This window comes from Spirosoma fluminis, from assembly GCF_054778895.1.
The window spans coordinates 621,720-646,104 of the sequence record NZ_BAAGZD010000003.1 but is presented as its reverse complement, the minus strand read 5'-3'; the positions used below and the strand labels follow the sequence as shown (position 1 = coordinate 646,104).

Genomic DNA, 24,385 nt, shown 5'->3' with positions numbered 1-24,385 from the left:
GAATGGAGCTACTGAATCCTTTATCCCGTTCGTCCTGTTCCTCCCTCTCTTCCCCTTACTCGGTTTTAAGACTTTTGACCGGATTCATCAACGCGGCTTTCATACTCTGAACACTCACCGTCAATATCGCAACCAACGTACCGAGCAGACCGACTACCACGAACATCCACCACTCAACCTCGATCTTATAGGAGAAGTCCTTCAGCCACTGGTTCATGGCATACCAGGCAATGGGCGAGGCAATGACAATGGCAATCAGAATCAGTTTTAGGAAATCGCGCGACAATAAGGAGACCAGGCTCGGCACCGATGCGCCCAGCACTTTTCGAACACCAATTTCTTTGGTTCGGCGTTCGATCATGAACGTAGCCAAGCCCCATAAGCCCAAACAGCAAATGACCAGAGCCAGCCCGGCAAATACACGTAGCAGCGTAAACTGACGTTCTTCGTCTTCGTATTGCTCCTGTAAGCTTTGCTCCAGAAACGTGGCGGCAAATAAATTATCGGGGTAAAACGTACGCCAAACCTGTTCGACAGAGGCCAGCGTTTTGGCGTAGTTCTGAGTCTGTAAATTGAGGCCCGCCGATCGATAGAAATACGGGAAGTTCATCATCACCATCGGCTGTATCGGGTTGCGTAAAGAACTCGTGTGGAAGTCTTTGACCACCCCAATAATCTCAGCCGTAATGTCGTTGAGTCCAATGTGTATTTTCCGGCCCAATGCCTGTTCGGGCTGGGCCAGCCCCATTGCCTTCACTGCATTTTGATTGACAACGAATACGTAACGCCGGTCTTTTTCCGCAATCGTACTGGCGATGGCTAACGTATCGTGGTGTTCCAGAAAGCGCCCGGCTAGTAGCTTCAGGCCGTATGTTTTCAAATAATCAGCGTCGACAAGCTTCAGTGAGATACCCACTTGTTTCTCTTGATTGGCTGGGTCGGGGTGCATATTGGTGCCGAAATTACTATCGGACGTCGGAGCGCCCAGCGCGAACGAAAGCTGCCGGACACCGGGAATCTGCCGAAGCTCCTGGCCAAGAGCCGCCAGATTGTTGGGTTCAGGTACCGGAATGGTTACCAGCGCGTTATGCTGAAAGCCCAGGTCTTTCTGGCGGAAATAGGTCATCTGCTGATAGATGACCAGAACCCCAACCGCCAATACGAGCGAAATCGTAAATTGAAACACCACCAGGCCCTGCCGTAGCCACGCCTGGCCGCCCCGCCCTGGTTCCGACTGCGTTTTTAAAACTTTTATAGGTTTGAACCGCGCCAGAAAGAAAGCTGGATACGTACCCGCCAAAACCGTTGTCAGCAAGGCGAGTGCGGCAATAAAAAGTAATGACTCGTTCCAGCGGAAATCGATCTGTTTTTGCATGAAATCATTAACGGCAGGCAAAACGGAGTAGGTCAATGCCATGGCGAGTGCGGCCGAAAATGCTGACAACCAGAACGCTTCGCTGAGAAACTGGCTGATTAACTGGACCTGTGTCGCGCCAACTACCTTACGGACGCCCACCTCGCGCGAGCGGGTCATGGCCCGGGCCGTCGACATGTTGATGAAGTTAACGCAGGCAATCAGCAACACAAACAGGCCGATGGCAGCGAATACGTAGAGATACGTCGGCGATATAGCTTGGGTAAGCCGGTTGCCTTCAAACTCCGGATTCGTATGAATGTCGTGCAGAGGCTGGAGAACCAGTTCGTGTTTTTCTCCCTGCTCCCGGGCAAAATACTTTTTGCTGGCGGTTGCTAACCGGCTGGCGTATTCGGTCGGCGCGTGGCCGACTGGCAGCAAGGCAAATACGGAGCCGCCCGAACGTAATCCCCAGTGATCAATTCCCAACTCAAAATAGGTTTTCATGGTGGGGAAAGACACGATCAGGCTGGATGCCAGGTTCGACTGCGACGGCATATCGTGCATGATGCCCGCTACTTGTACCGTGGTTTTACCATCCAGTTTAAACGTTTTGCCAATAGCAGGCGCGCTCCCAAAATAGTTGCGGACGGCACTTTCGCTCAAAATAGCCTGGTTAGGCTGTTTCAGGATTTCCCGACCATTGCCAGCCACCATGTCGATGTCAAACACGTCGAGCAGTTCAGGCTCGGCAAACAGGACATTATTCTCTCGGAGGATCTTCTCCCGCGATAACGTAATAGTTACATCCCGATCGGCGTGAACGCGGGTTGTTTTAGCCCAATCGGTAAAATCGTTACGTAACGCCAGTGCTAACGGATAGGGCGTAATGCCCGATCGCTCGGTTCCGTCGCTCGTCGTAGTAATCTCGCTGACCCGATAGATCCGGTCGCCGAGGTGGTGGTACCGGTCATAGTTCAACTCATTGCGAATAAACAGTACAATGAGCAGGCAGGTCGTTAACCCCAGCGTCAGTCCCAGTACGTGAATACCCGTTGTGGTCGGGTGTTTGAGTAAACTTCGCCAGGCAATCTTCAGGTAATTACGTATCATAACCGATCGACAGAAATTGGTTCAACGACAAGATGTGTTAGGTTCGCCCAAACGTCGTACCAGAATTATAAATTACTGTAAACCAGCAAGTAGCGATTGGTAGATGTGCAAATATGTCCGCAAACGGACGATCGTTCGGCCAGTTGCGGACAGGCGATTTGCCGAAAAATAAGTCAGCACTGCTTATCTTCCGGCGAAGACATTCTTAGTCAACGTAATGAAAACAGAACTAGAGAAAATGCTCGATGGCGAATTGTACATCGCCAACGATCCGACACTGGTAGACATGCGGTACAAAGCCCGCGCTTTGTTCGCCGAATTCAATCGAATGCCCTATGATGCCGAGGACGAACGGCAGGCGATCCTCAAACAGCTTTTGGGCGATTTCGGACAGGGGCTTAACATTCAAACCCCATTTTACTGCGATTACGGTTCATTTATTACATTCGGCGAAAATTGCTTTGTCAATTTCAACTGCACCTTCCTGGACTGTGCTCAAATTACTATCGGCGACAACCTGCAATGTGCGCCAAACGTACAGCTCTACACCGCTTATCATCCTGTTATCGCGGCCGAACGGGACAAGGGCCCCGAACTGGCATCACCGATCATGATTGGCAATAGTGTCTGGCTAGGCGGTGGCGTCATCGTTTGCCCCGGCGTAACGATCGGCGACAATACCACCATCGGCGCGGGCAGCGTCGTTACCAGAGACATTCCAGCCAATGTATTCGCAGCGGGTAATCCCTGCCGTGTTGTTCGGGAGTTGATGTAAAGGGGGAAGAGAGGAAGGAAGGGGAGAAGAGGGAGGAAGGGGAGTAATGGGAAGAAAGGGATAAAATCCATACCATATTCCCTCTCCTCCCTTTACTCCCCTTATTCCGTTCTCAAACTTTTCACCGGATCCATCAAGGCAGCCTTTAGGCTCTGGAATGATACTGTCAGCAGAGCAATGCCGACCGCCAGCAGACCCGCCAGGGCGAACATCCACCATTCGATATCAATTTTGTAGGCGAATTTTTGCAACCACTGATTCATTACGTACCAGGCTACCGGTGAGCTAAGCACCAGCGCGACGACGACAAGCTTAACGAAATCAAACGAAAACAAGCCGAAGATGTTGGCCGTTGAAGCGCCGAGCACTTTGCGGACACTCACTTCTTTGGTCCGGGTTTCGGCCATGAATGCTACCACGCCATAAAGGCCCAGGCAGCCGATAAATAAGGCAATACCCGCCAGCAGTTGAAACAACGAGTACATCTGCTGTTCACTTTTATAAAAGTTTGCCAGCGTTTCATCCAGAAATTCGTAGCTGAAGACAAACTCAGGAAAGGTCGCTGTCCAGGCAGTTTCGACCTGTTTCAGCAGTTGACTGATAGCCCCCGTGCCGCCCCGCTGCGCCGACAGCTTAAGGGCGATGGTCCGGTAGTTGCTCCGCTGGGTGGTTAGAACGCTCGGCTCGACCTGTTCCCGCAACGAAAACATATTGAAATCCTTAACTACACCCACAATGGGTTTCTTTACGTCCTCACCCGCCACTGTCATCAGTTTGCCAAGAACCTGCTCGGGTTGCTGAAAGCCCAGTCGTTTCATGAATGTCTCGTTGATGACCAGTTCACGGATGGAGTCAGCGGGTTGGTATATCCGCCCGGCCAGTAGCTTCAGGCCATACGTACGTACATAAGCAATATCGGCGGGGCGCATTAGAATGCCATAACCGGGGTCTTTGTCGTCATTGCCAAACCGGAAACCGGTTGTCCAGTTACTCGTCGATGAGGGGCTGGTCATCCCAAAACTGATCGACTGTATACCCGGCAGGCCAGTAAGTTTAGCCCGTAAATTGGCTAGCTGTCCGGGTTCATTTTCGGGTAAGGGTATTGTTACAACGGCTTCCTTATCGTAGCCCAGGTTAGCCGACCGGAAATAGCTCATCTGATTGTAGGCGATAATAGTGCCGATAATCAATAGCTGGGAGACAGCGAACTGGCCTACAATCAGACCCCGCCGTAGCGTCAGGTAACGACCGGTGCCGGTTGCATTGCCCTTACCTTTCAACGCCGAAATAGGTTGATAACCCGATAGCACCAGCGCCGGGTAAAAACCCGCCAGTAGGGTCGTTAATACGCCCAAGGTTAGTAAGAACCCGATTACAGCCGGGCTGAACAACACAGCGGCTCCCGGCTTGAGGTTGAGCAGTTCACCGACGTAAGGCAACGAGAGTTGAGCAACCAGCAGAGCCAGCACAACCGCCACACCCGTCAACACGCTGGTTTCACCCAAAAACTGACGTACCAGTTGCCCACGAGTGCTTCCCAATACTTTCCGGACGCCTACTTCTCGGGCCCGTCGAATGGCCTGTGCCGTGGCCAAATTGATAAAGTTGATGCAGGCCGTCCCCAGAATAAAGAAACCGATCAGCACCATCGCCCAGATCATTTCGATGCTGATACTCCGCTGGGCGTAATTTGTGATGTTGGTGGCAAAATGAATGTTGGTCAGGGGTTGTAAAATATAGGCCAACGTTCTGGCATCTTCGGGGGCATGGTATTTAGTTACGAAGCCGACAAGCTGACGCTCCATCCGGGCGGCCGGTGTTTCCGATCCGGCTGAAGCCAGTGGCAGCATCATGTAAATCTGAGCTCCGCCATAAGTTGATTTCCAGTCGTCGGGGGGCGACGTACTGCCATAGGCCAGCACGGACGCGTGCGACAGGAACACCTCGAATGGCATGCTGCTCGTGGGGAGTGGGTCCTGGATAACCCCCGTTACCGCAAAGTCCATCCGATTCTCTAACCGAATGATTTTTCCTATCGGGTTGGCCTTACCGAAATATTTATGGGCCATTCGCTCCGAGACAACCACCGTATTCGGGTTCGACAAGGCTGTCTGGGGGCTGCCTTTTTCCCAGGTATAATCGAAGAGGTTGAAATATTCCGGTTCGGCAAAGGCGATTACGCCATCCGTTTCCTGAAACCGCTTGGTTTCGGCATTTGCCTTGCCCTGCACGGCTACCACCGCCGATTTAATCCGGGTAACCAGGGTGAGCTGATGCTTAAGTTCCGGAAAATCGTTACGGAGCGCAGCCAGCGCCGGAAACGTGATACCCGTATTGGGTTTGCTGTTGGGAGCCGTCTTATTCGTACCGAGCATTCTATAGATGCGGTCGGCATTGGCGTTGTGTTTGTCGAAGCTAAGTTCATAACGGACGGCTACGAACAATAACAAACAGCAGGTCAGGCCCAGCGTCAGGCCGGATACGTTCAGCAGCGAATAACTCCAGTTCCGCTTCAGAGCGCGAAGGGCAGTGGTGAAATAGTTTTTGAGCATAAAAGAAGGGAGCAAGGAGATAATAGGTGGAAACGGAATAGAGAAAGGAGTAAGGGGACGAAAAGGAAAGGTAAAATTCATGTTCCCTCTCGTCCCTTTCCCTCACTTACTCCTTTATTCCATTCTCAAACTTTCGACGGGGTTCATCAGGGCGGCTTTCACGCTTTGAAAGCTGACGGTTAGTAACGCAATGCTTACGGCCAGGAGCCCTGCCAGACCAAACACCCACCACTCCAGGTCGACATGGTAAGCAAAGTTTTGCAGCCACTGATTTGTCAGATACCAGGCAATGGGTAACCCAATACCGACGGCAATCAACACCAGCTTAATAAAGTCTTTGGATAAGAGAGCCACTACGTTGCCAACCGATGCGCCAAGTACTTTCCGCACTCCAATTTCTTTGGTACGGGCTTCGGCGGCAAAGGCCACCAACCCAAACAAGCCTAAGCAGGCGATCAGTACGGCTAGCAGCGTGAAGGAAAGCAGTACCTGCCCCTGTTTCTGTTCAGCTTTGTATTGCTGCGAAAAATTCTCATCGAGGAAATGGAACGATAGACTGGCGGCTGGATCATAGGTATGGTAGACCTGAGTGATATAGGCCAGGGCTTCGGCGGTTTTTTCGGGCCGTATGCGTACGTATAGGTTGTCCTTGTCAGCCGGGGCTGGCATCTGCAACACCAGCGGTTCGATTTTGTGCTGGAGCGAATAGGTGTGAAAATCCCGGACTACCCCCACAACCCGTGCCTCGGCGGTTTGGTCTTTGCCGGTATAGTAGTTCACCCGCTTCCCGATCGGTTTCTGCCAGCCCATCTTTTTCACCAGCGCTTCGTTGACGAGCACCGCACCGAGTGCATCGCTGGGAAACGAGGTCGAGAAGTTACGTCCCTGAACGAGCTTGAGCTCCAGCGTATTCAGGTAATCCGAATCGACAGAGAATTTCTGAACGACCTGGGTCGACGTTGGCATGGTGCCGTTTTGCTCGAAGAACATTCCGTTCGTACCGATATTGTTGTTGCCGATCGGGTTCGATGCGGCCGCTACAGCCTCAATAAACGGACTTTTACGAAGTTGTTCCTTCAAGGATTCTACCTGCTGGCGAGGTTTATCACTATCCAGGTGAAAAGTCAACACCTGATCTTTGTTAAAGCCGAGATTCTTGTGCTGCACATAGTTCATTTGCCGGTAGATCATGGCTGAGCAGGCAATTAAGGCCACAGCGGCTACGAACTGGAAGACAACCAGCGACTGCCGGAGTTGAACCTTGCTGAACTGGCCTCCTTGCTGACCTTTCAGCGCCGTGACGGGCCGGAAACCCGATAGCAGCAAAGCCGGATAGAGGCCACTGCCAACGCCCAGCAACCCGGTAAACAAAACCACAATGACTAGCGTCGTGAGCTGACCGTACTGCGTAAGCGAGAGCGAACGATCCGCCAGTTCGTTAAACCAGGGCAGAAGGATATTCGCCAGAAAAGCCCCCAGCAGACTCGCCAGAAAAGCCATCAGGAGTGACTCGGTCATGAACTGGCCGATAAGCTGAACGCGCCGGGAGCCAATGGCTTTGCGCACTCCGACTTCGCGCGTCCGGGTTATCGACCGCGCCGTATACAGGTTTACGTAATTGATGCCCGCAATGAACAGCAGCAGACCCGCGATGATGGCGAATACCGAGACTGTGCCGGCATCACCATTCGGGCTGATTTCATAGTCCAGGTGCGAGTGGAGATGGATCGACGTAATGGGCTGAAGCTCCATGCGGTACGTAACCTCGCCGACTTCTTTTTTCAGATACTTATCGTAGAAACCCGGCAGTTTCGCTTCCAGCGCCTTATAATCGCTGCCCTTTTTCAGCAGTATGTAGGTAAAGAGTTCGAAGTTCTGCCAGCCGCTTGTGTAGTTGGCCGGTAGCGAACGTAACGCGCTAAACTGCAAATGCGAACGGTTCGGTACGTCGTCAATGACCCCGGTAACGGTATTCACAAAATGATTGCTGAACTCGATGGGCTGCCCTACGGCCTTGGCTGCATCGCCAAACAGTTTCTCGGCCAGACTTTTGGTGAGTACAATACTTTGGGGCTGCGCCAGGGACGTAGCGGGATTGCCGTACAATAACGGGAAGGTAAAAACATCGAACACGGTCTTGTCCGCGAAAAAGATGTCGTTCGCTTCAATCTTTTTGTCTTTATACGTAATCAGCCCACCTCCTTCGGGTTGGATACGTACCGTTTCTTCAATTTCGGGATACTCGTTTTGGAGGGCGCTGGCATACGGAGCGGAGGTGGGTGCCAGCTTCAGATCACCACCCGGCCAGGTAGCGTAATGCACAACCCGGACAATCCGGTCGGCATTGGCGTGGAAACGGTCATAGCTGCGTTCGTGTGCGATGTATAGACTCATCAGCCCGACGGCCGCCATGCCTACGCCCATGCCAACAATGTTCAACGTGCTGAACAGCCGGTTCTTCCAGAGGTTCCGCAAAGCGATTTTTAGGTAGTTGCGTAGCATGAGCCGTCGACGTTTAGGTAATAAATTTGTATGTATTAATGATACGCGTCAAAGGCTGTACCAGAAAGTCAAATGGCTGAATGTCAGTAATATAAAAAGGGTTTTTAAATAAATATGTCCGCAAATGGACGGATTGTCGTTCACTTGCGGACGTTTGAGGGAACCAGAGAAAGAGGGTAGATAGGAAGCGAAGACTTATTCCATTCGCCCCTTACTGCCCTTCTTTTATTCCGTTTTCAAACTCTTCACCGGATCCATCAACGCGGCTTTAATGCTTTGAAAGCTCACCGTCAGCAAGGCAATGCCTACCGCTACAATCCCTGCCAGGCCAAACACCCACCATTCGATATCGATCCGGTACGCAAAATCCTTAAGCCACTGACTCATGGCATACCAGGCAATCGGTGAGGCAACCAGAATGGCAATGACAACCAACTTCAGAAAGTCTTTGCTTAACAACCCAACGATGCTGAAAACCGACGCGCCCAACACCTTCCTTACGCCAATCTCCTTGGTCCGTTGCTCGGCCATGAACGCAGCCAGACCAAACAGCCCTAAGCAGGCAATCAGGATGGCCAGGCCCGCGAAGGTCAGGGCGATGCTACCCACCCGCTGTTCGGCGCGGTACATGGTGTCGAAAGCTTCCTCCATAAAGGCATAGTTGAAGGGTTGGCCAGGGGCCAGTTGCTTCCACCTTGCCTCAATCTGACGAACGACGGCCGGTAAATCAGTGCTGCTCAGACGGAATGAAGCCGCTCCGCTGTTCGGAGTCAAGATCATACACAAGGCACCGATGTTGCGCCGGAGCGACTCGTAATTGAAGTTCTTAACGACACCAATGACCGTATAAGTTTTAAAGGTCTTGAGGGTTGGGTCGTCGAAGGTGACAATTCGTTTGCCGAGGATGTCCTTGCCTCCGAACTGTTTAGCGGCTGTTTCGTTCAGGAGTACACCTGCGGAATCGGAACCAAAACCGCGGGAAAAGTCACGCCCCTGAGCGATCTGCATACCCAGCGTTTTAACGTAGTCGTGGTCAACGCCCCAGATTTGCATCTGTACGGCATTACGCTGGTCTACTTTGCCCTCGGGAAAAAACGAGTTATCGCTTCGGCTCGACGGTGTCGGCAGGTAGCCCGATACAGAACCACTGATTACACCGGGTAGGCGAAGTACTTCCTGCTTGAAGGTTTCGGCTTGGGTGCCCAGGGCGTATACATCATTGATGGTCAGAACCTGCTCGCGTTTAAAACCTAAGTTGGCCGTTTGTATGTACTTAATTTGCCGGTAGACGATGATGGTACCAACGATCAGAATGACTGACATCATAAACTGGAAAACAACCAAACCGCTCCGTAGACTAAAGCTCCGTACATTCAGATTTCCAGATGCTGTACCACCTTTCAACACGCTGATCGGGCGGAACGACGACAGGAAGAAGGCCGGATAACTACCCGCCAGTAAGCCTACAACAATAGGTAGCAGAACCAGTACGGGCAACAAGTAAGGCGATAGTAAGCTTTGTATGGTTAACTCTCTGGCGGCAATGGTATTGAATAATGGAATTGCCACAGCGACTATAACCAGCGCTAGCGCCATCGCCAATACCGTCATCAGCACGGATTCGGACATGAACTGCCCGATCAACTGCTGACGTTCGGACCCCAGGACCTTCCGAACGCCTACTTCTTTGGCGCGGTTAGCCGAGCGGGCTGTGGCCAGGTTCATAAAATTGATGCAGGCAATCAGCAGAATGAAGAGGGCTACCGCCGAGAAGATATAAACGTATTGAATGTCACTGGCGGGCAAATACTCGATCTGCTGCTTTGAATGAAGATGAATATCTGTAATGGGTAGTAGCCAGAACCGGTATGCATTTCCGGCTTTCCGGAACTGCTCCATAGTGGAACCAACCGCCCGAAGGGCTTGCGGGCCGACGTACTTTTCGATAACGGCATCGAGATTTTTCTCAAACTGCTTATAATCCACGCCCTCTTTCAGCACAATGTACGTATAGTGATTGTTGCTTAGCCATTGCCCCCACGGATAGTTATCATTCAACATGGTCAGGAAGAAATCGCTGTGGAAATGCGCATTCGTGGGCATATCACGCATTACGCCCGTCACCTTGTACGCCTGCTGGTTGTCGAAAATCAGCGTCTTACCGATCGGGTCCTGAGTACCAAAATGGCGTTTAGCTGCCGATTCGCTGATAACGACGGTGTTTGGCGAGGCCAACGCTCGCCTGGAATCGCCCGAAACGAGGGGCAAGGTAAATACATCGAATAAGGTAGAGTCGGCGAACGTAATGTGATTTTCGCGCAGGTTGGTGGCGGCCCCGGCCTGCTTGACAAGCCACACCCCCCGATCATGAAGCCGCACAAATTGCTCAACCTGGGGGTAATCCTGTTTGAGCGTGTGGCCAATGGGATCGGGCGAAACGGCCATTCGCATGTCGTTGCCCCCAAACTTGACGTCGGTGTTGATACGGTAGATGCGGTCGGCCTTGGCGTGAAAACGGTCGTAGCTCAACTCATCCACAACGTAAAGCGTAATGAGCAGACAACAGGCTAAGCCTACCGCCAGACCGAAAATATTGATGAAGGTAAACCCTCGTTGCTTGCGGAGATTTCGCCAGGCGATTTTGATGTAATTACGTAACATGTTTATAAATGGGTTTGGGCGAGAACAATTCGGTAGGCGGGGGCTGCCCACTTACCGGATCACTCGCTGCGTAAACTTTTCACCGGGTTTGTTAAGGCAGCCTTGATACTCTGGTAGCTAACGGTCAAGAGGGCAATGAGTACCGCCAGTCCCCCCGCCACGATAAATACCCACCACGGCATGTCGATCTGATACGCAAAATTCGTGAGCCACTCACGCATAGCCCACCAGGCTACGGGCGAGGCAATGACGATACCGATCAGCACCAGTTTCAGGAAATCTCTGGAGAGCAAACTGACAATGCTCGTAACGCTGGCGCCCAGCACTTTGCGCACGCCAATTTCTTTAGTACGTTGCTCAATGCTGAGGACAGCGATCGCGAACAGACCCATGCACGATAATAGAATAGCGATACCGGCCGCCGTCGTGAAAATGGTTGACAGGCGTTGTTCGCGTTTATACCAACGGTCGGTGTTCTCGTCCAGGAATGACCCCTGAAACTCCTGCTTAGGGGCAATGTCTTTCCAGACGGCTTTTACCTCGCTCATGGCGCTGGTCAGGTTTTGCGGAGCTACCCGAATCAGGACGTAATTGACCGAGCCATCGGTCATTTGCAGGGTAATCGGTTCGGCTTTCTGGTGCAATGAATACAGGTTGAAATCACTGATGACACCAACGATCTGGAATGGCTTCTGATCGGGTTTTATGAACTTGCCAATTGGATTCGACTCACCCAGTTGTTTGGCCATACTCTCTGAAATCAGCACGGACGATACCGTGTCGGTGCCAAATGTCGAACTGAAATCACGGCCTTTGACGAGTTTAACCCCCAACGTTTTCAGGTAGTCGAAGTCGACCCGCAGCCAGTCGCAGCGTACATCACGCTTGTTATACGTAAAGCCGTACATCATACGCGACGAGTTGCCATCCAGCCCGGCACCAATGTTAACCCCTGAGCCCGACACCGATACAATGTTGGGGTTGTTGGCCAACTGGTTGCGCACTTGCTGCAGGGCGGTTGCGCCGTCGAGGTCCTGCCCAACTGGTATACTAATAACCTGCTCCTCGTTTATACCCATCGGCTTTTCGCGCAGGTATTTTATTTGCTGACCCATGATCAGCGTACAAACAATGAGCAGGCAGGCAATGGAAAACTGGGCCACGATAAGGGAGTTACGTAACACCCCTGGCCGTTTCATACTCACTTTACCCTTTAAGACTTCTACCGCATTGAAGCGGGTCGCAAACCAGGATGGGTAACCTCCCGCCACCAGGGTTACAAGCACAAAACCTAAACCCGTTATGAGCAACGTATCGACTTTCAGAAAGTTGTCGAGCGACAGGTGGCTGCTGAAGAGCCGGTTGAAGGTGGGCAAAAAGAACCAGGCCAGTCCGAGTCCAATCAACAGCGAGACAAAACAGAGCAGGAATGTTTCGCCCCAGATCTGACCAAACAACTGCGTCCGACCAGCGCCCAGCGATTTCCGGACGCCCACTTCCCGCGCCCGGCCAACGGCCTGTGCAATGGTCAGATTGACGAAGTTAATACAGGCAATCGCCAGAATAAATAAGCCTACCAATAGCAGCGTATAAATGTATGTTTTGCTGATTCCCTGGCCTCCGCCCGTTTCTGTATCGAAATGAACATCGGTAAAGGGCATTAGCAAGAGACTTTTCTGATAGCCCAGACTGTTTTTCGGATACCCCTGAGCGTTACGTTCCTTGTTGTCGGACGCGAAGTATTTGTCGGTAAAGGCTTGCAAGCGCCGTTCGAGCATGGCCGGTGTGGTTCCGGCTTTCAATTTCACATACGTCTCATGATTCGTGTGATCCCACCGGCCTTTATAATCTGCGTAATCGCCTTTGTTTTCAATACGGGTCAGGGCATCGTACTGCTGAGTAGAGTTGTCCGGAAAGTCGCCGATAACACCGGTTACGACGAAGGGTTGCCAGCCGTTGTCCAGTCGAATCTGGATCGATTTACCCATAGGGTCTGCCGTCCCGAATACGTCTTTGGCCATATTCTCGCTGATAACGATATTACTCAGGCCAGCCAGGGCGGTATTGATATTGCCTTTCTTGAGCGGAAACGAGAATACCTTCAGAAAATCGGCGTCGCAGCTTCGCACCATCTTCTTGTAGGTCTGCTCTCCCTTTCGGACCCCGCCACTGCCCCACACAATTCGCGTTACCGCTTCAATTTCCGGAACTTCGGCTTTCAGAGCCGGTGTCAGCGGATAAGGCATTGACGCACTTTTGTTGGGTTTACCATCGCGTTCGCTTTGTTCAAAATAGAGCCTGAAAATGCGGTCAGCGTCGGTATGGAACCGGTCGTATGATAGCTCGAACGCTGAGGTCAGAAAAAGCAGCAGACCGGTGGCAAAAGCTACCGCCAAACCGACTACATTAATTACTGTATGCGTACGATGTTTCCAGAGATTGCGAAGGCCAATTTTGATGTAACTGAAAAGCATAGCTGGCTAAACGTTAAAGGAGATCGAATCGGGTGTTTGAGACGTAGCACCCTCGAAAATTAGCTGCGTTGTGTCGAATACCGCACTAACTAAGCTCAACTGTTGTGCCATGATACAAAAAGGCCGCCCTCGTTAAGAAAACGGCTTTTTTGTAAGGTTTCGTTGTCCAGTTCCGGACAGTCGTACGTCCGATTATGAACGGTTTCTACTCGGCTTTTAAGCTCTTGACGGGGTTCATCAGGGCGGCTTTGATACTTTGATAGCTTACCGTCAGGAAGGCAATAAACACGGCCAGCCCGCCCGACAAACCGAAAATCCACCAGGTCAAATCGGTTTTATAGGCAAACGTGCCCAGCCACTTGTTCAGCGCCCACCAGGCTAACGGTGAGGCCAGTACCAGAGCAATAAATACAAGCTTGAGAAAGTCTTTTGACAGCAAACCGACAATGCTGGTAACGCTGGCACCCAGCACTTTGCGCACACCAATTTCTTTGGTCCGTTGTTCCGCCATGAAAGCGGCCAGCCCGAATAAACCTAAGCAGGAAATCAGAATCGCCAGCAGACCAAAGTAATTCACAAGCGTATTAACCTGCTGCTCAGCGCGGTACAGGCCTTCGTATTCTTCATCCAGGAAATGATAGCTGAACGGATAGTTTGGGTTGAAGTCTTTGGCCAGCCGCTCCATATCGCTGATGGCCTGTTGGGTCTGCCCGGCCTTGGTTCGTACGAGAAGATAGCTGGTGTTTCGCGCATCGAACGCCAGAATCAACGGTTTAATGGGGTCGTGCAGTGAATTGATGTGGAAGTCTTTCATCAACCCAATAATCTTTCCTTTACCGGGCCAGAACGAAACTTCTTTGCCCACCGGGTCTTTCATGCCCGGCCGGTCCGCCGGTGCGGCCGATTCGCTCATCAGTTTGGCCGTTGCTTCATTGATCAGGTAGTTGGTTGAATCTGCCGGACTATCGAACCGGAAATCACGACCGTCGAGCAACCTGATATTCATGGTTTTGGTAAAATCACCGCCGACAAACATGCAGGAGACGCTCGTTTGCAGCTTAGGGTCCTTACCCGGCCACGTCAGATCGGCAGAAGAGGCCTGAATATTTACGGGTAACAACATAGTCGTCGTCGCCGACGAAATAGCCGGAGTCCGCATGACTTCCTGCCGGAAAGCTTCTACCTTTTTAGGCTGGGCAATTTCCCCTTCCAGCGGCATGTAAATCACATTTTCGCGGTCGAGACCCAGGTTTTTGGTACGTAGGTAATCCATCTGTCTGCCAACGGCCAGCATGCCTACGATCAGGAATATAGACAACGAAAACTGAAAAACGACCAGCGTCCGACGAAACAGGGTGGGGCCAGGGCCGAACTGTAAACGCCCTTTCAGTATTTTGATGGGTTGGAGGGAGGAGAGAAACAACGCTGGGTAGCTGCCCGACACAACGCCGGTTACCAGTATAAGGCCTCCAAGCAGGAGCCAGAGTGAAGGCTCAGCCAGGCTTATAACCAGCTGTTTGCTAAACAACGTATTGAACGTCGGCAGGATAACCCAAACCAGTGCTAAAGCCAGCAGTACCGCCAGTAAACTTGTTAATACAGCTTCGCTTAGAAACTGGCCAATCAGTGATGACCGCATGGCCCCTACTACCTTCCGAACGCCAACTTCTTTGGCACGCATGGCCGAACGGGCTGTCGCTAGGTTCATGAAGTTGATGCAGGCAACGAGCAGGATGAACAAAGCTACGATAGAGAAAATTCGAACGTACTCGATCCGGCCGCCAACGGCTTTGCCATTTTTGTAGTCTTCATACAAGTGCAGGTCAGTGATGGGCTGTAAGATGGGGCGGCCCGTTTCGAAATTCTTTCCGGCATAACGTGGGTAGATCACGCCCATCGCGGTTTCTGTCTGCGCCAGCGTCGTATTAGGCTTGAGTCGGACGAAGGTCTGAAACGAGCTGTTGCCCCAGGTTTTCATCCAGTCCTCTTCCTGCACCTTCCAGTTTACCAGCCAGCCGAATTGCAACGTAGCGTTGTAAGGCAAATCCTCAATTATAGCGCCTACGACGTAAAATTTGTTGTTGTCGAGCTGTACCGTTTTGCCCAGCGCCGACGTATTTGGGAAATATTTTTCGGCTACTTTTCGAGTGATAACAATCTGATTCGTCTGGGCCAGCGCTGCTTTAGGATTCCCCTGCACAACGGGCAAGTTGAAAACATCAAAGAAGTCTGCGGTTGCGTAATGTCCCTTTTCTTTCGCGGCTTTATCCCCGGCTTTAATGAGCGTTTCGAAGCCCCAGTTGATTTTGGTGGCAGCCGCCACTTCTGGAATATGCTGTGAAATCGTTTCCTGCAACGGACCCGGCGTCGCAAAATTTGTCACCGTGTCGCCGTTGAAAGGAAAATTTACCCGTACAAAATAGATCTTGTCAGCATCGGGCAGGAAACGGTCATAGCTCAATTCATCCCTGACCCATAAGCCGATCAGTAAACTGCAGGCCATCCCTAAGGCCAGCCCAAATATGTTTATCGACGAGTAGAGTTTATGCTTTAACAAACTCCGAACGGCGATCTTGACGTAGTTGCGGAACATGATCGTTTTGGATAGTTTTGTGAGAAACGCACAGCCACTAGGTATTTTCCTCCTGTTACGTCAACATCCATTGCCAATGAGGACCTTGGCCTTTGGGCACCGGTTGAACATCAGCGAATAATTTCGTTGCTGACAGTGGGATTAGGCGTGTTGTACTATCGCGAGAAGAGTATTCGACTAGAACCGCTTCCCGAGACCATGCTTGACGAAGGGAAGGCCAGTCAGATACCTGATGTTTCGTTACGCGATAACCAAACCGACCAAACGCCGATTATTATTGAAGTATGCCACACAAATGGGTTAAAAGGTGATCTTCAGAAGGTAATCCAACTGATTGATGAGGACCTATACGGTATTCGTGAGGGCTTTGTCTTCAATTATAAAACGCGAGAGTGGCTTCGATACCGATTTGGCGATGGTGCCTTACCAACGGCATCGTCGTTCTCGGAGCTACTACAACTCGATTTAAACGAATTCTTATAAAAGCGAGCCGCAGGTATCTGCGGCTCGCTTTGGTTATACGCGATTATACGTGGAAATTTTCCGTCACCACTTTTCCGTCGAATAGATTGACAATGCGGTGGGCAAAGCCAGCATCGTAGGGTGAGTGCGTTACCATGATGATCGTAGTACCTTCGTCGTTCAGCTCGCCCAGCAGTTTCATTACTTCTTCTCCGTTTTTCGAATCGAGGTTACCCGTCGGTTCATCAGCCAGAATCAGCTTGGGTTTAGCGACGACCGCCCGGGCGATGGCCGTCCGTTGCTGCTGACCACCCGACAGTTGCTGCGGGAAGTGATTGCGCCGGTGCATAATGCTCATCCGGTTCAAGGCTTCTTCAACGCGAGCTTTACGTTCGTCGGTGGGAGTTTTTAAGTACAGGAGCGGCAACTCCACGTTTTCATAAACCGTCAGTTCGTCGATCAGATTGAAGCTTTGGAAAACAAACCCGATTGAGCCTTTACGGAGCTGGGCGCGCTGCCGTTCCGTCATTTTGGCCACTTCCGTACCGTAGAAATTGTACTCGCCATCGCTAGGGTTATCCAGCAGACCGAGAATGTTGAGCAGCGTCGACTTGCCGCAACCGGAGGGGCCCATGATGGCAACAAACTCGCCGTCTTTCACATCCATGTTGATGCCATTGAGGGCGGTGGTTTCAACTTCTTCGGTAGCGAAGAGTTTCTGAAGGTTAATTGTCTGGATCATTGTTATTTTAGGAGAAGCGGGAGGGAAGGAGAATAAGGACGAAAGGGATTTTACTAGCTTTGCCTATACTCACCTAAACTCTCGTAATCATGGCTAAAGTTGAAAAATTCGAAGACCTATTAGTTTGGCAAAAAGGTTTGGCTCAGGCAGTTAATTTATACAAGTTACTTGCTGATTGTAAAGACTATGGTTTGCGTGATCAAATGCAACGCTCATCCGTTTCTGTGCCGTCAAATATTGCAGAGGGCTTCGAGCGCCACACTAACAAAGAGTTTATTCGATTTTTACGCATTGCAAAGGGCTCTAATGGTGAGTCAAGAACACAAATCTACCTGGCTATCGGTGTTGGCATCCTCGATGCAGAAGCTGGTAATGAACTACTTAGCAAGAGCCGCATCATTTCGTCGATGCTGCAAAACCTGATTAAAACTAGAATAGAGAAGTTCTAATAGTATTGAGTAAGGAGGAGCGAGCGAAACAAGACCAAAGTAACGCTCCTCTCTTTCCATTCCTCCCTTTCCTCCTTAAAACTCCAAGACTTCGTTATCGCCAAAATTTTCGTAAGAACTCGTAATGACCTGTTCGCCGGGTTGCAATCCATCCAGCACTTCGTAGAACTCTGGATTCTTGCGGCCTAACGTAATGGTACGCTTGACCGCCCGCTTGCCAGAGTTATCGACAACGTACACCCAGTTGCCACCCGTGTCGGAGAAGAAACCACCCACCGGCAGCAGAGTCGCTTTAGCCGCCTTGCCTAATTCAAGCTGAATCGGCGATGACTGGCCCCGTTTAATGCCGGTTGGCGCGCCATTCACAAACGTCATATCAACTTCAAAGCGGCCATTCTTTACTTCCGGATAGACACGTTTGATTTCTAACTGGTGCATTTTGCCGTTAAACTCGAACGAACCTTTCAGGCCCGGAAATACGCGGCTGATGTAGTGTTCGTCGATGCCGACCCGCATCTTAAAGCCGTTCAAATCGTCGATCTGGCCGATGTTCTGGCCCCGGTTGATGTTCGATCCAACTTCCACATCAATACTTGACAACTGACCGGATACCGGGGCTTTTACAACCAGGTTATCGAGCGTTTGCTGCCAGAGCGCTACGTTACGTTGGGTCCGTCGCAGCGTACCTTCCAGTTGCTGAATCTGAAGTTTTGAGTTGTCCTCCTGATATTTCTGGGACTCAATTTCAATTTTGCGCTGCTCGACCAGGCGCTCGTACGCCCGTTTGGCTTTTAGATAGTCTTCTTCCGAAACAACCTTGTCTTTAATAAGCTTGGCCTGCCGATCGTAGGTGTCCTTTGCCTGCTCGATTTGAGCTTCCAGATCAGCCAGGGTTTTGCGCAGGGTATAGCGTTCAACGCGCAGTCGCTGGCGGGTATTCTGTAAATCGTTAACGAGTCGGTTGGCTTCCGTTTCCGATTGCAGAAAGCTTAGCTTAAGGTTCTGGTTTTCCAGTTTTAGCAGCACATCACCTTTGTCGACTGTATTACCGCCTTCCACTAATTTTTGCGTTACGTAGCCACCTTCAATGGCATCGAGCCGGATGGTTTTAAGGGGCTGCACAACGCCGGTCACCGCAATGAAATCTTCAAACGGGCCTGTTTTGACCTCCGAAACGGTGATTTTATCTTTCTCTACGTTAAGCTTCGAGCGACGATCGGCAAAGAAGAATGTGTAAGCCAGTAAGGCGGCAATCAGTACTCCACCACCTGAGAGTGCAATGCGCTGGGTTGTCCAGAAACGTTTAGGTAAGACGCGATCCATTGTTAATGAGCGAACGAGTGAAATAGTGAAACCGGGACGCCGGCCGAAGCGATCAAACGCTTTGAACTCATTCGCTTGCCAGATACTTCCCAATAGCCGTGCCAACTAGGGTCTATCATTGACGATCAGCTATTTAGACGGTTTTGTTGCTTATTGTCTGTCCGGTTTCGGACAAAATGCTGTCCGCTTTTGTCCTGCGGTATTACGGCCGGGAAACTTCCGCCAGAACGTAGGGGGTTACTGTCCGGGCGCGGGTCTTATGGTTGAGAAAATCATACGTCAATACACTGACATGGTAGTAGGGAAACGAAGCTACCCGGCGGACGTTGAAACCTCGGGTGGCTAATGAATCGGCCTCGGTTGCCGTAGTAAACACCTGTTTCGATTGCTCCCGAACCTGAGCCGATAACGCTGAATCCGACCGGGCATATACGGTCGGGGCATCGGCGTAAAATTCATACGTCCAGTAACTTCCCCCCCCCACACCCGTACCGGGTTCATACAGTACGGTTGGTCGATTGGCTAGTCCTGGTTGTCCATTCACGTAGCGAGCGGCCGTCATGCCTGCCTGATAATACATGAGCGTTGGGTACAGAAACAGATTCAGCATACCGGCCAGCATCAGTACTACGCCAACCATACGGCCCATAAGCGACAGCAGACTGGTTTTTCGGAACAGAGTGAACGTAGCGAACGTAATGACCGCAACCCAGCCCAGCGCCAGCCCCAGTTGACTGGGCTCGACCAGCAGCAGAATAGCGACACTGAGCAGGACTAAAAGCAGGCCAATTACCGTCTGTCCGATGGTCCAGCGTCGGAGCGCAAGGGGGCGTAAATTGACCAGAAAGTGAGCCGTAAGTATCGAAAAGAATGGGAAAACAATGTTCATGTAGTGCGGTAGCTGAAATCCCGACAGCGAAAAGAGCAGGAACGTAGCAAGTCCCGACCCCAGCGATACGTACTCCGGTAAGCTGCCTGAACCTGGCAGGTTTCGCTTCGTTAAACCAGCCAGCGCCTTACCGACGCTCACGTAAAGGGGAAGCGACCAGGGCAGAAAGGCCCACAGGAGCGTATGCACAAAGAAAAACTTGTCACCTTGGCCCTTGATCGGGCCCGTGTTAAAGAAGCGACCGAACTGGCTATCCCAAAAGAAAAAGCGCACGCCCGATACGCCCGTTTCGCCAAATATCACCTTTTCAGGATGAAGGTCAAACTGTACGTACAGGCAATACACTTCGGGGAGCGTAAACAGAAACGACAAGACCACTGCTGCGTACCAGCGCGGTTTTAGAAGCTCGCGCCCGTTGCCGGTGATCAGCCAATGCACTACAAGCCCGGCGCCGATTGGCACCAGCACAAACACACCTTTGGTCATCAGGGCGCAGCCAGTCAGCAGCGAACCGAAAAGTATATGCCGCCATTGCTGAACGGAACCTCTGCGATTGTCCGTCGACTGAAAAACCCGCCAGAAGTGGTAAACGGGGCCGATAATCAGGAGCATCAGGTACGGTTCGGCCCGGACGTCGCTGTTCGACAGTACGCCGTGAAAGGCCGTTAACAGCACGAGTGCCGCAACCTGAGCAACCAGTTTTGGGTAAATTAGCCGGGCAAAGGAATACGTATAAGCAACGCTGCCCAGAAAAAACAGCAGTGCCGGAAATTTATAGGCAAACGTAGTAACGCCCAATATCTGATAACTAATTGCCGTTATCCAGAATGGAAAATGGGGTTTGTCGAGCCAATCGGTTCCAACTGCGTATAAATTGACAAAGTCACCGGTTTGCGCTATCTTTTTGGCAATAGTAGCGTATAGGGCACCATCGGGTTCGAGAATGGGCGCAACCAGGCCGGTTGCGTTCAAAAATAGGCCAGCCGCCAGTAAACCGTAAAACCAGCGATTCGTAAAAGATAACCGTTCGTCTGTCATTAACTTGGTAGGGAGAGCCAGTACAGCAACGGCGGCCAGGCTCACAAATGAGTTGTGGTCCACACCGACGCAGTGACTTTTATCGTCCTCAAAGTACGTAAGAAAAGCCTAATCTGCCGTTCATCCGGTATCGTATGCAACAATATAGTCATCCGGTTTATCTTTGAGCTATGCAAGATGCCAAACTTCTAATCGTCGACGATGACCCCGACGTTTTACTGGCCGCCCGCTTGTTGCTGAAGCGGCACGCCCGTACGGTGGACATTGAAAAGAACCCCGAAAAGCTTCCATTCCTGCTCAACAATAATCAGTATGATGCCATTGTGCTGGATATGAATTTTCAGCGCGATGTGAGCAGTGGACGCGAAGGCTTTGCCTGGCTCGACCGCATTCTGGATATTAATCCACAGGCGCGGGTGGTACTCTTTACGGCCTATGGCGATGTAGAGATGGCCGTTCGGGCGATTAAGGCCGGGGCCGTTGATTTTGTGCTGAAACCCTGGCAGAACGACAAATTTCTGGATACCATTCGCGGGGCCGTTGAAGGCAAAAAAAATGAGGGCGACGAAGTGCCCAAGGATAAAGAAGGGAAGGTTGTTGGCAAAAATAGCTCAGTTCCGAAAGCCGTTTCTCAATCCTTAATTGGCGCGGCTATGCGCCCGGTTCTCGACACCGTCGAACGGGTGGCGCCTACCGATGCCAACGTGTTGATTCTGGGCGAAAACGGTACCGGTAAGGATCTGGTTGCCCGCGCTATCCACGAACAATCGCTCCGACGCGATAAGCCGTTCGTGAGCGTCGATGTGGGCGCCTTAACCGAAAGCCTGTTCGAGAGTGAGCTGTTTGGTCATGTGAAAGGCGCCTTTACTGATGCGCGGGAGGATCGGGCCGGACGGTTCGAAGAAGCGAATGGCGGCACTATCTTTCTCGACGAAATCGGAAACTTAAGCGCTTCGCAGCAGGCGCGTCTGCTAACCGTTCTGCAACAGCGGCAAGTAACGCGGGTTGGGTCTAATAAAGCCAAGCCTATTGATGTCCGGTTGATTTGCGCGACGAATGCCGATTTGAACGAACGCGTTGCGGAGCGCGTATTCCGGCAGGATTTACTGTATCGCATTAACACGATTGAGCTGCACTTGCCCGCCCTGCGTGACCGCCCTACGGACATTGGTCCGCTGGCCGAGCATTTCATGAAGAAATACGCCAAGCAATACAGCCGGCCTGTCACCAACCTAAGTCCCATCTTACTTCAGGAAATGAAGCAATACCGCTGGCCCGGTAATGTACGGGAACTACAGCATGCGGTTGAGCGGGCGGTGATTCTGGCCCAGGGTTCTACGTTAGAAGTGACCGATTTTGTGTTTCGGAAAGACGCTTCGGCGAGTTCGCCTGTCAATGAAACGCTGCAACTGGAAGACATGGAACGCCAGTTGATTCAGCAGGCTATGCAGAAACATCGGGGTAGTATTACCGACGTAGCGCGTGAACTGGGCCTGTCACGGCAGGCCTTGTACCGGCGTCTGGAAAAATTTGGCTTGTAAGCAAGTTTGGCTCAGCGCTGAGCGATAAGTCCATCCAGCTCCTCCGTAATCGACTCCTGCGCGAGCCGTACTACCTCATCGGCTGTGCGGCCGGTCGGTTCAATGCCGGGTAACACCATCCACGACATTTTCGAGAACGACCGGAGCGGAAACACCCCTTTCGGATTGAAATGACCCGTACCGCGCACAGCGATTGGAACGACCAGGGCATTCGGGGCCCGTTTCAGCAGGGTAGCTACTCCGCCAGTGACAAAAGGGCGCATTTGCCCCGATGCGGACCGGGTTCCTTCCGGAAAAATAACCGCCGAGTAGTTGTGCTGCTGAATAAACTTACCCAGACGGGCTATTTCAACGATGGCCTGTTTGGGGTCCTTCCGATCGATGAGCGCAGCGCCACTCTTGCGGAGGTTGTACGAAACGCCGGGGATGCCGTGCGCCAGTTCAATCTTGGAAACAAACACCGGCGTATGTCGACGCAGAAACCAGATGATCGGCGAGATGTCGAACATGCTTTGGTGATTAGCCAGAAAAATAAGGGGCCGGTCGGTCGGTAGGTTCGACGGCTGCTGAAACCGGATTCGGCTGCCGGTCAGATACCAGCCATAGGCGATACACGCATTCATCCAGTCTACTGTCTTTTTGTGGGCGGCCTTGCCAAACGTATGAAAGGCGACTACCTGAGCAACGTGAAATACAACGAGCACTAACCCGAAGTAGAGTAAGTAAAGGCAGCTCAGCACGTAATCCAGTAATTTTTTCATAAAGAATGCGCGGCTATACGACTACCGCCAGAACAAATATTTTGGGTTCAAAATTAACGATTGGCGGTTTTTTATTGCGTAGAAATTGACCGGCTGCCTAAAATGGTGGTGTATTTTAATCGTACTTTGCTGGATAATTGGATTATTTATCAATCTTCTGCGTTGAGTTTACATGAGTTTATCTGGAGCACGTTTGGATGTTATGCGGTTCGTCGGCGAGAAAATCGACGCCCTGATCGGAGAGTACCTGAAACCTATTGAGTCAAACTGGCAGCCAGCGGATCTATTGCCGGACACTACCAAAGATGACTTTCTGGCGGAGGTGAAACTGCTTCGCGAAAGTGCGCGTGAACTGTCGTACGATTACGTGGCCGTTCTCATCGGCGACACCATAACCGAAGAAGCCCTGCCCACCTACGAAGCCTGGCTGATGGATATGGAAGGGGTTGATCAGGGTGACCGGCAACAAGCATGGACGAAGTGGATTCGGGCCTGGACTGCCGAAGAAAATCGGCACGGTGACCTGTTGAACAAATTTTTGTATTTGTCGGGCCGGGTTAACATGCGGGCAATGGAGGTTTCCACCCAGTATCTGATTGCCGACGGATTTGATATTGGCACGGGTCGCGATCCCTACCGAAATTTCGTGTACACCTCGTTTCAGGAATTGGCTACGAACGTATCGCACCGCCGGACAGCTACGTTAGCTAAACAGGCGGGCTGTACCCAGCTCTCCAAGATCTGTGGCGTCATTGCTTCGGACGAAATGCGGCATGCTAAAGCGTATAAGGCATTTGTGCAGCAGATTTTCGAGGTTGACCCTTCCGAGATGATGCTGGCCTTTGAAGATATGATGCGCAAAAAAATTGTGATGCCCGCTCACTTTTTGCGCGAAACAGGTACTAAAATTGGGCAGACCTTTAGTCATTTCTCCGATGCCGCCCAGCGGTTAGGCGTCTACACGACCCATGACTACATTGATATTGCCGATTCTTTGCTGACCGACTGGAACATTGGCGCTATTGTTGAACTGAACGACGCCGGTCAACGCGCCCGCGACTATCTGATGGCTCTGCCGGATCGGCTGCGCCGGGTAGCTGATCGCACAAAGGTGCCAACGCTCGAATACCCATTTAGCTGGATTGCCTAGATATCT

General features: G+C 51.5%; 15 protein-coding genes. 5 read left to right on the top strand and 10 right to left on the bottom strand.

What is annotated here, in order from left to right; genetic code table 11:
• Window positions 1–55 precede the first annotated feature (55 nt).
• Complete coding sequence (locus ACYVBJ_RS04660) at window positions 56–2,467, bottom strand: ABC transporter permease (protein ID WP_460981124.1); 2,412 nt, start codon at window positions 2,465–2,467, stop codon at window positions 56–58.
• A 217-nt stretch (window positions 2,468–2,684) separates the two neighbouring features.
• Here ACYVBJ_RS04660 and ACYVBJ_RS04655 point away from each other — a divergent pair, with 217 nt between their 5' ends.
• Window positions 2,685–3,242, top strand: coding sequence for a sugar O-acetyltransferase (locus ACYVBJ_RS04655; protein WP_460981123.1), 558 nt, complete (start codon window positions 2,685–2,687; stop codon window positions 3,240–3,242).
• Between the two features lie 101 nt (window positions 3,243–3,343).
• Here ACYVBJ_RS04655 and ACYVBJ_RS04650 read toward each other — a convergent pair whose 3' ends face one another.
• The 5 genes from ACYVBJ_RS04650 to ACYVBJ_RS04630 form a co-directional block, all read right to left on the bottom strand.
• Entirely contained in the window at window positions 3,344–5,794 is a 2,451-nt protein-coding gene (locus tag ACYVBJ_RS04650) for an ABC transporter permease (protein WP_460981122.1), read from the bottom strand.
• A 114-nt stretch (window positions 5,795–5,908) separates the two neighbouring features.
• Complete coding sequence (locus ACYVBJ_RS04645; RefSeq protein WP_460981121.1) at window positions 5,909–8,296, bottom strand: ABC transporter permease; 2,388 nt, start codon at window positions 8,294–8,296, stop codon at window positions 5,909–5,911.
• Between the two features lie 225 nt (window positions 8,297–8,521).
• Window positions 8,522–10,957, bottom strand: a complete 2,436-nt coding sequence (locus ACYVBJ_RS04640) for an ABC transporter permease (RefSeq protein WP_460981120.1) — start codon at window positions 10,955–10,957, stop codon at window positions 8,522–8,524.
• 59 nt (window positions 10,958–11,016) lie between these two features.
• Complete coding sequence (locus tag ACYVBJ_RS04635) at window positions 11,017–13,431, bottom strand: ABC transporter permease (protein WP_460981119.1); 2,415 nt, start codon at window positions 13,429–13,431, stop codon at window positions 11,017–11,019.
• Window positions 13,432–13,636: 205 nt separating this feature from the next.
• On the bottom strand, window positions 13,637–16,024 hold the full coding sequence (locus ACYVBJ_RS04630; protein ID WP_460981118.1) for an ABC transporter permease: 2,388 nt from the start codon (window positions 16,022–16,024) through the stop codon (window positions 13,637–13,639).
• Window positions 16,025–16,093: 69 nt separating this feature from the next.
• Between ACYVBJ_RS04630 and ACYVBJ_RS04625 the strand changes: the two genes are divergently transcribed.
• Window positions 16,094–16,507: a hypothetical protein gene (locus ACYVBJ_RS04625; RefSeq protein WP_460981267.1), complete on the top strand. Its 414-nt coding sequence runs from the start codon at window positions 16,094–16,096 to the stop codon at window positions 16,505–16,507.
• A gap of 43 nt (window positions 16,508–16,550) precedes the next feature.
• On the opposite strand, the gene ACYVBJ_RS04620 is transcribed toward ACYVBJ_RS04625, so the two are convergent.
• Window positions 16,551–17,228, bottom strand: coding sequence for an ABC transporter ATP-binding protein (locus ACYVBJ_RS04620; protein WP_460981117.1), 678 nt, complete (start codon window positions 17,226–17,228; stop codon window positions 16,551–16,553).
• Between the two features lie 89 nt (window positions 17,229–17,317).
• Between ACYVBJ_RS04620 and ACYVBJ_RS04615 the strand changes: the two genes are divergently transcribed.
• Window positions 17,318–17,677 (top strand): four helix bundle protein, encoded by a 360-nt coding sequence (locus ACYVBJ_RS04615; RefSeq protein WP_460981116.1) that lies wholly within the window; start codon window positions 17,318–17,320, stop codon window positions 17,675–17,677.
• 75 nt (window positions 17,678–17,752) lie between these two features.
• Here ACYVBJ_RS04615 and ACYVBJ_RS04610 read toward each other — a convergent pair whose 3' ends face one another.
• Both ACYVBJ_RS04610 and ACYVBJ_RS04605 read right to left on the bottom strand, forming a co-directional pair.
• Window positions 17,753–19,000, bottom strand: a complete 1,248-nt coding sequence (locus ACYVBJ_RS04610; protein ID WP_460981115.1) for an efflux RND transporter periplasmic adaptor subunit — start codon at window positions 18,998–19,000, stop codon at window positions 17,753–17,755.
• A 202-nt stretch (window positions 19,001–19,202) separates the two neighbouring features.
• The gene (locus tag ACYVBJ_RS04605) at window positions 19,203–20,927 is read right to left on the bottom strand and encodes an ArnT family glycosyltransferase (protein ID WP_460981114.1); all 1,725 of its coding nucleotides are present in this window, start codon (window positions 20,925–20,927) and stop codon (window positions 19,203–19,205) included.
• A 170-nt stretch (window positions 20,928–21,097) separates the two neighbouring features.
• Between ACYVBJ_RS04605 and ACYVBJ_RS04600 the strand changes: the two genes are divergently transcribed.
• Window positions 21,098–22,468, top strand: a complete 1,371-nt coding sequence (locus ACYVBJ_RS04600; protein WP_460981113.1) for a sigma-54-dependent transcriptional regulator — start codon at window positions 21,098–21,100, stop codon at window positions 22,466–22,468.
• Between the two features lie 11 nt (window positions 22,469–22,479).
• Here ACYVBJ_RS04600 and ACYVBJ_RS04595 read toward each other — a convergent pair whose 3' ends face one another.
• The gene (locus ACYVBJ_RS04595; protein ID WP_460981112.1) at window positions 22,480–23,229 is read right to left on the bottom strand and encodes a lysophospholipid acyltransferase family protein; all 750 of its coding nucleotides are present in this window, start codon (window positions 23,227–23,229) and stop codon (window positions 22,480–22,482) included.
• A gap of 172 nt (window positions 23,230–23,401) precedes the next feature.
• Here ACYVBJ_RS04595 and ACYVBJ_RS04590 point away from each other — a divergent pair, with 172 nt between their 5' ends.
• Entirely contained in the window at window positions 23,402–24,379 is a 978-nt protein-coding gene (locus ACYVBJ_RS04590; protein WP_460981111.1) for an acyl-ACP desaturase, read from the top strand.
• The last annotated feature ends 6 nt before the right edge of the window (window positions 24,380–24,385 follow it).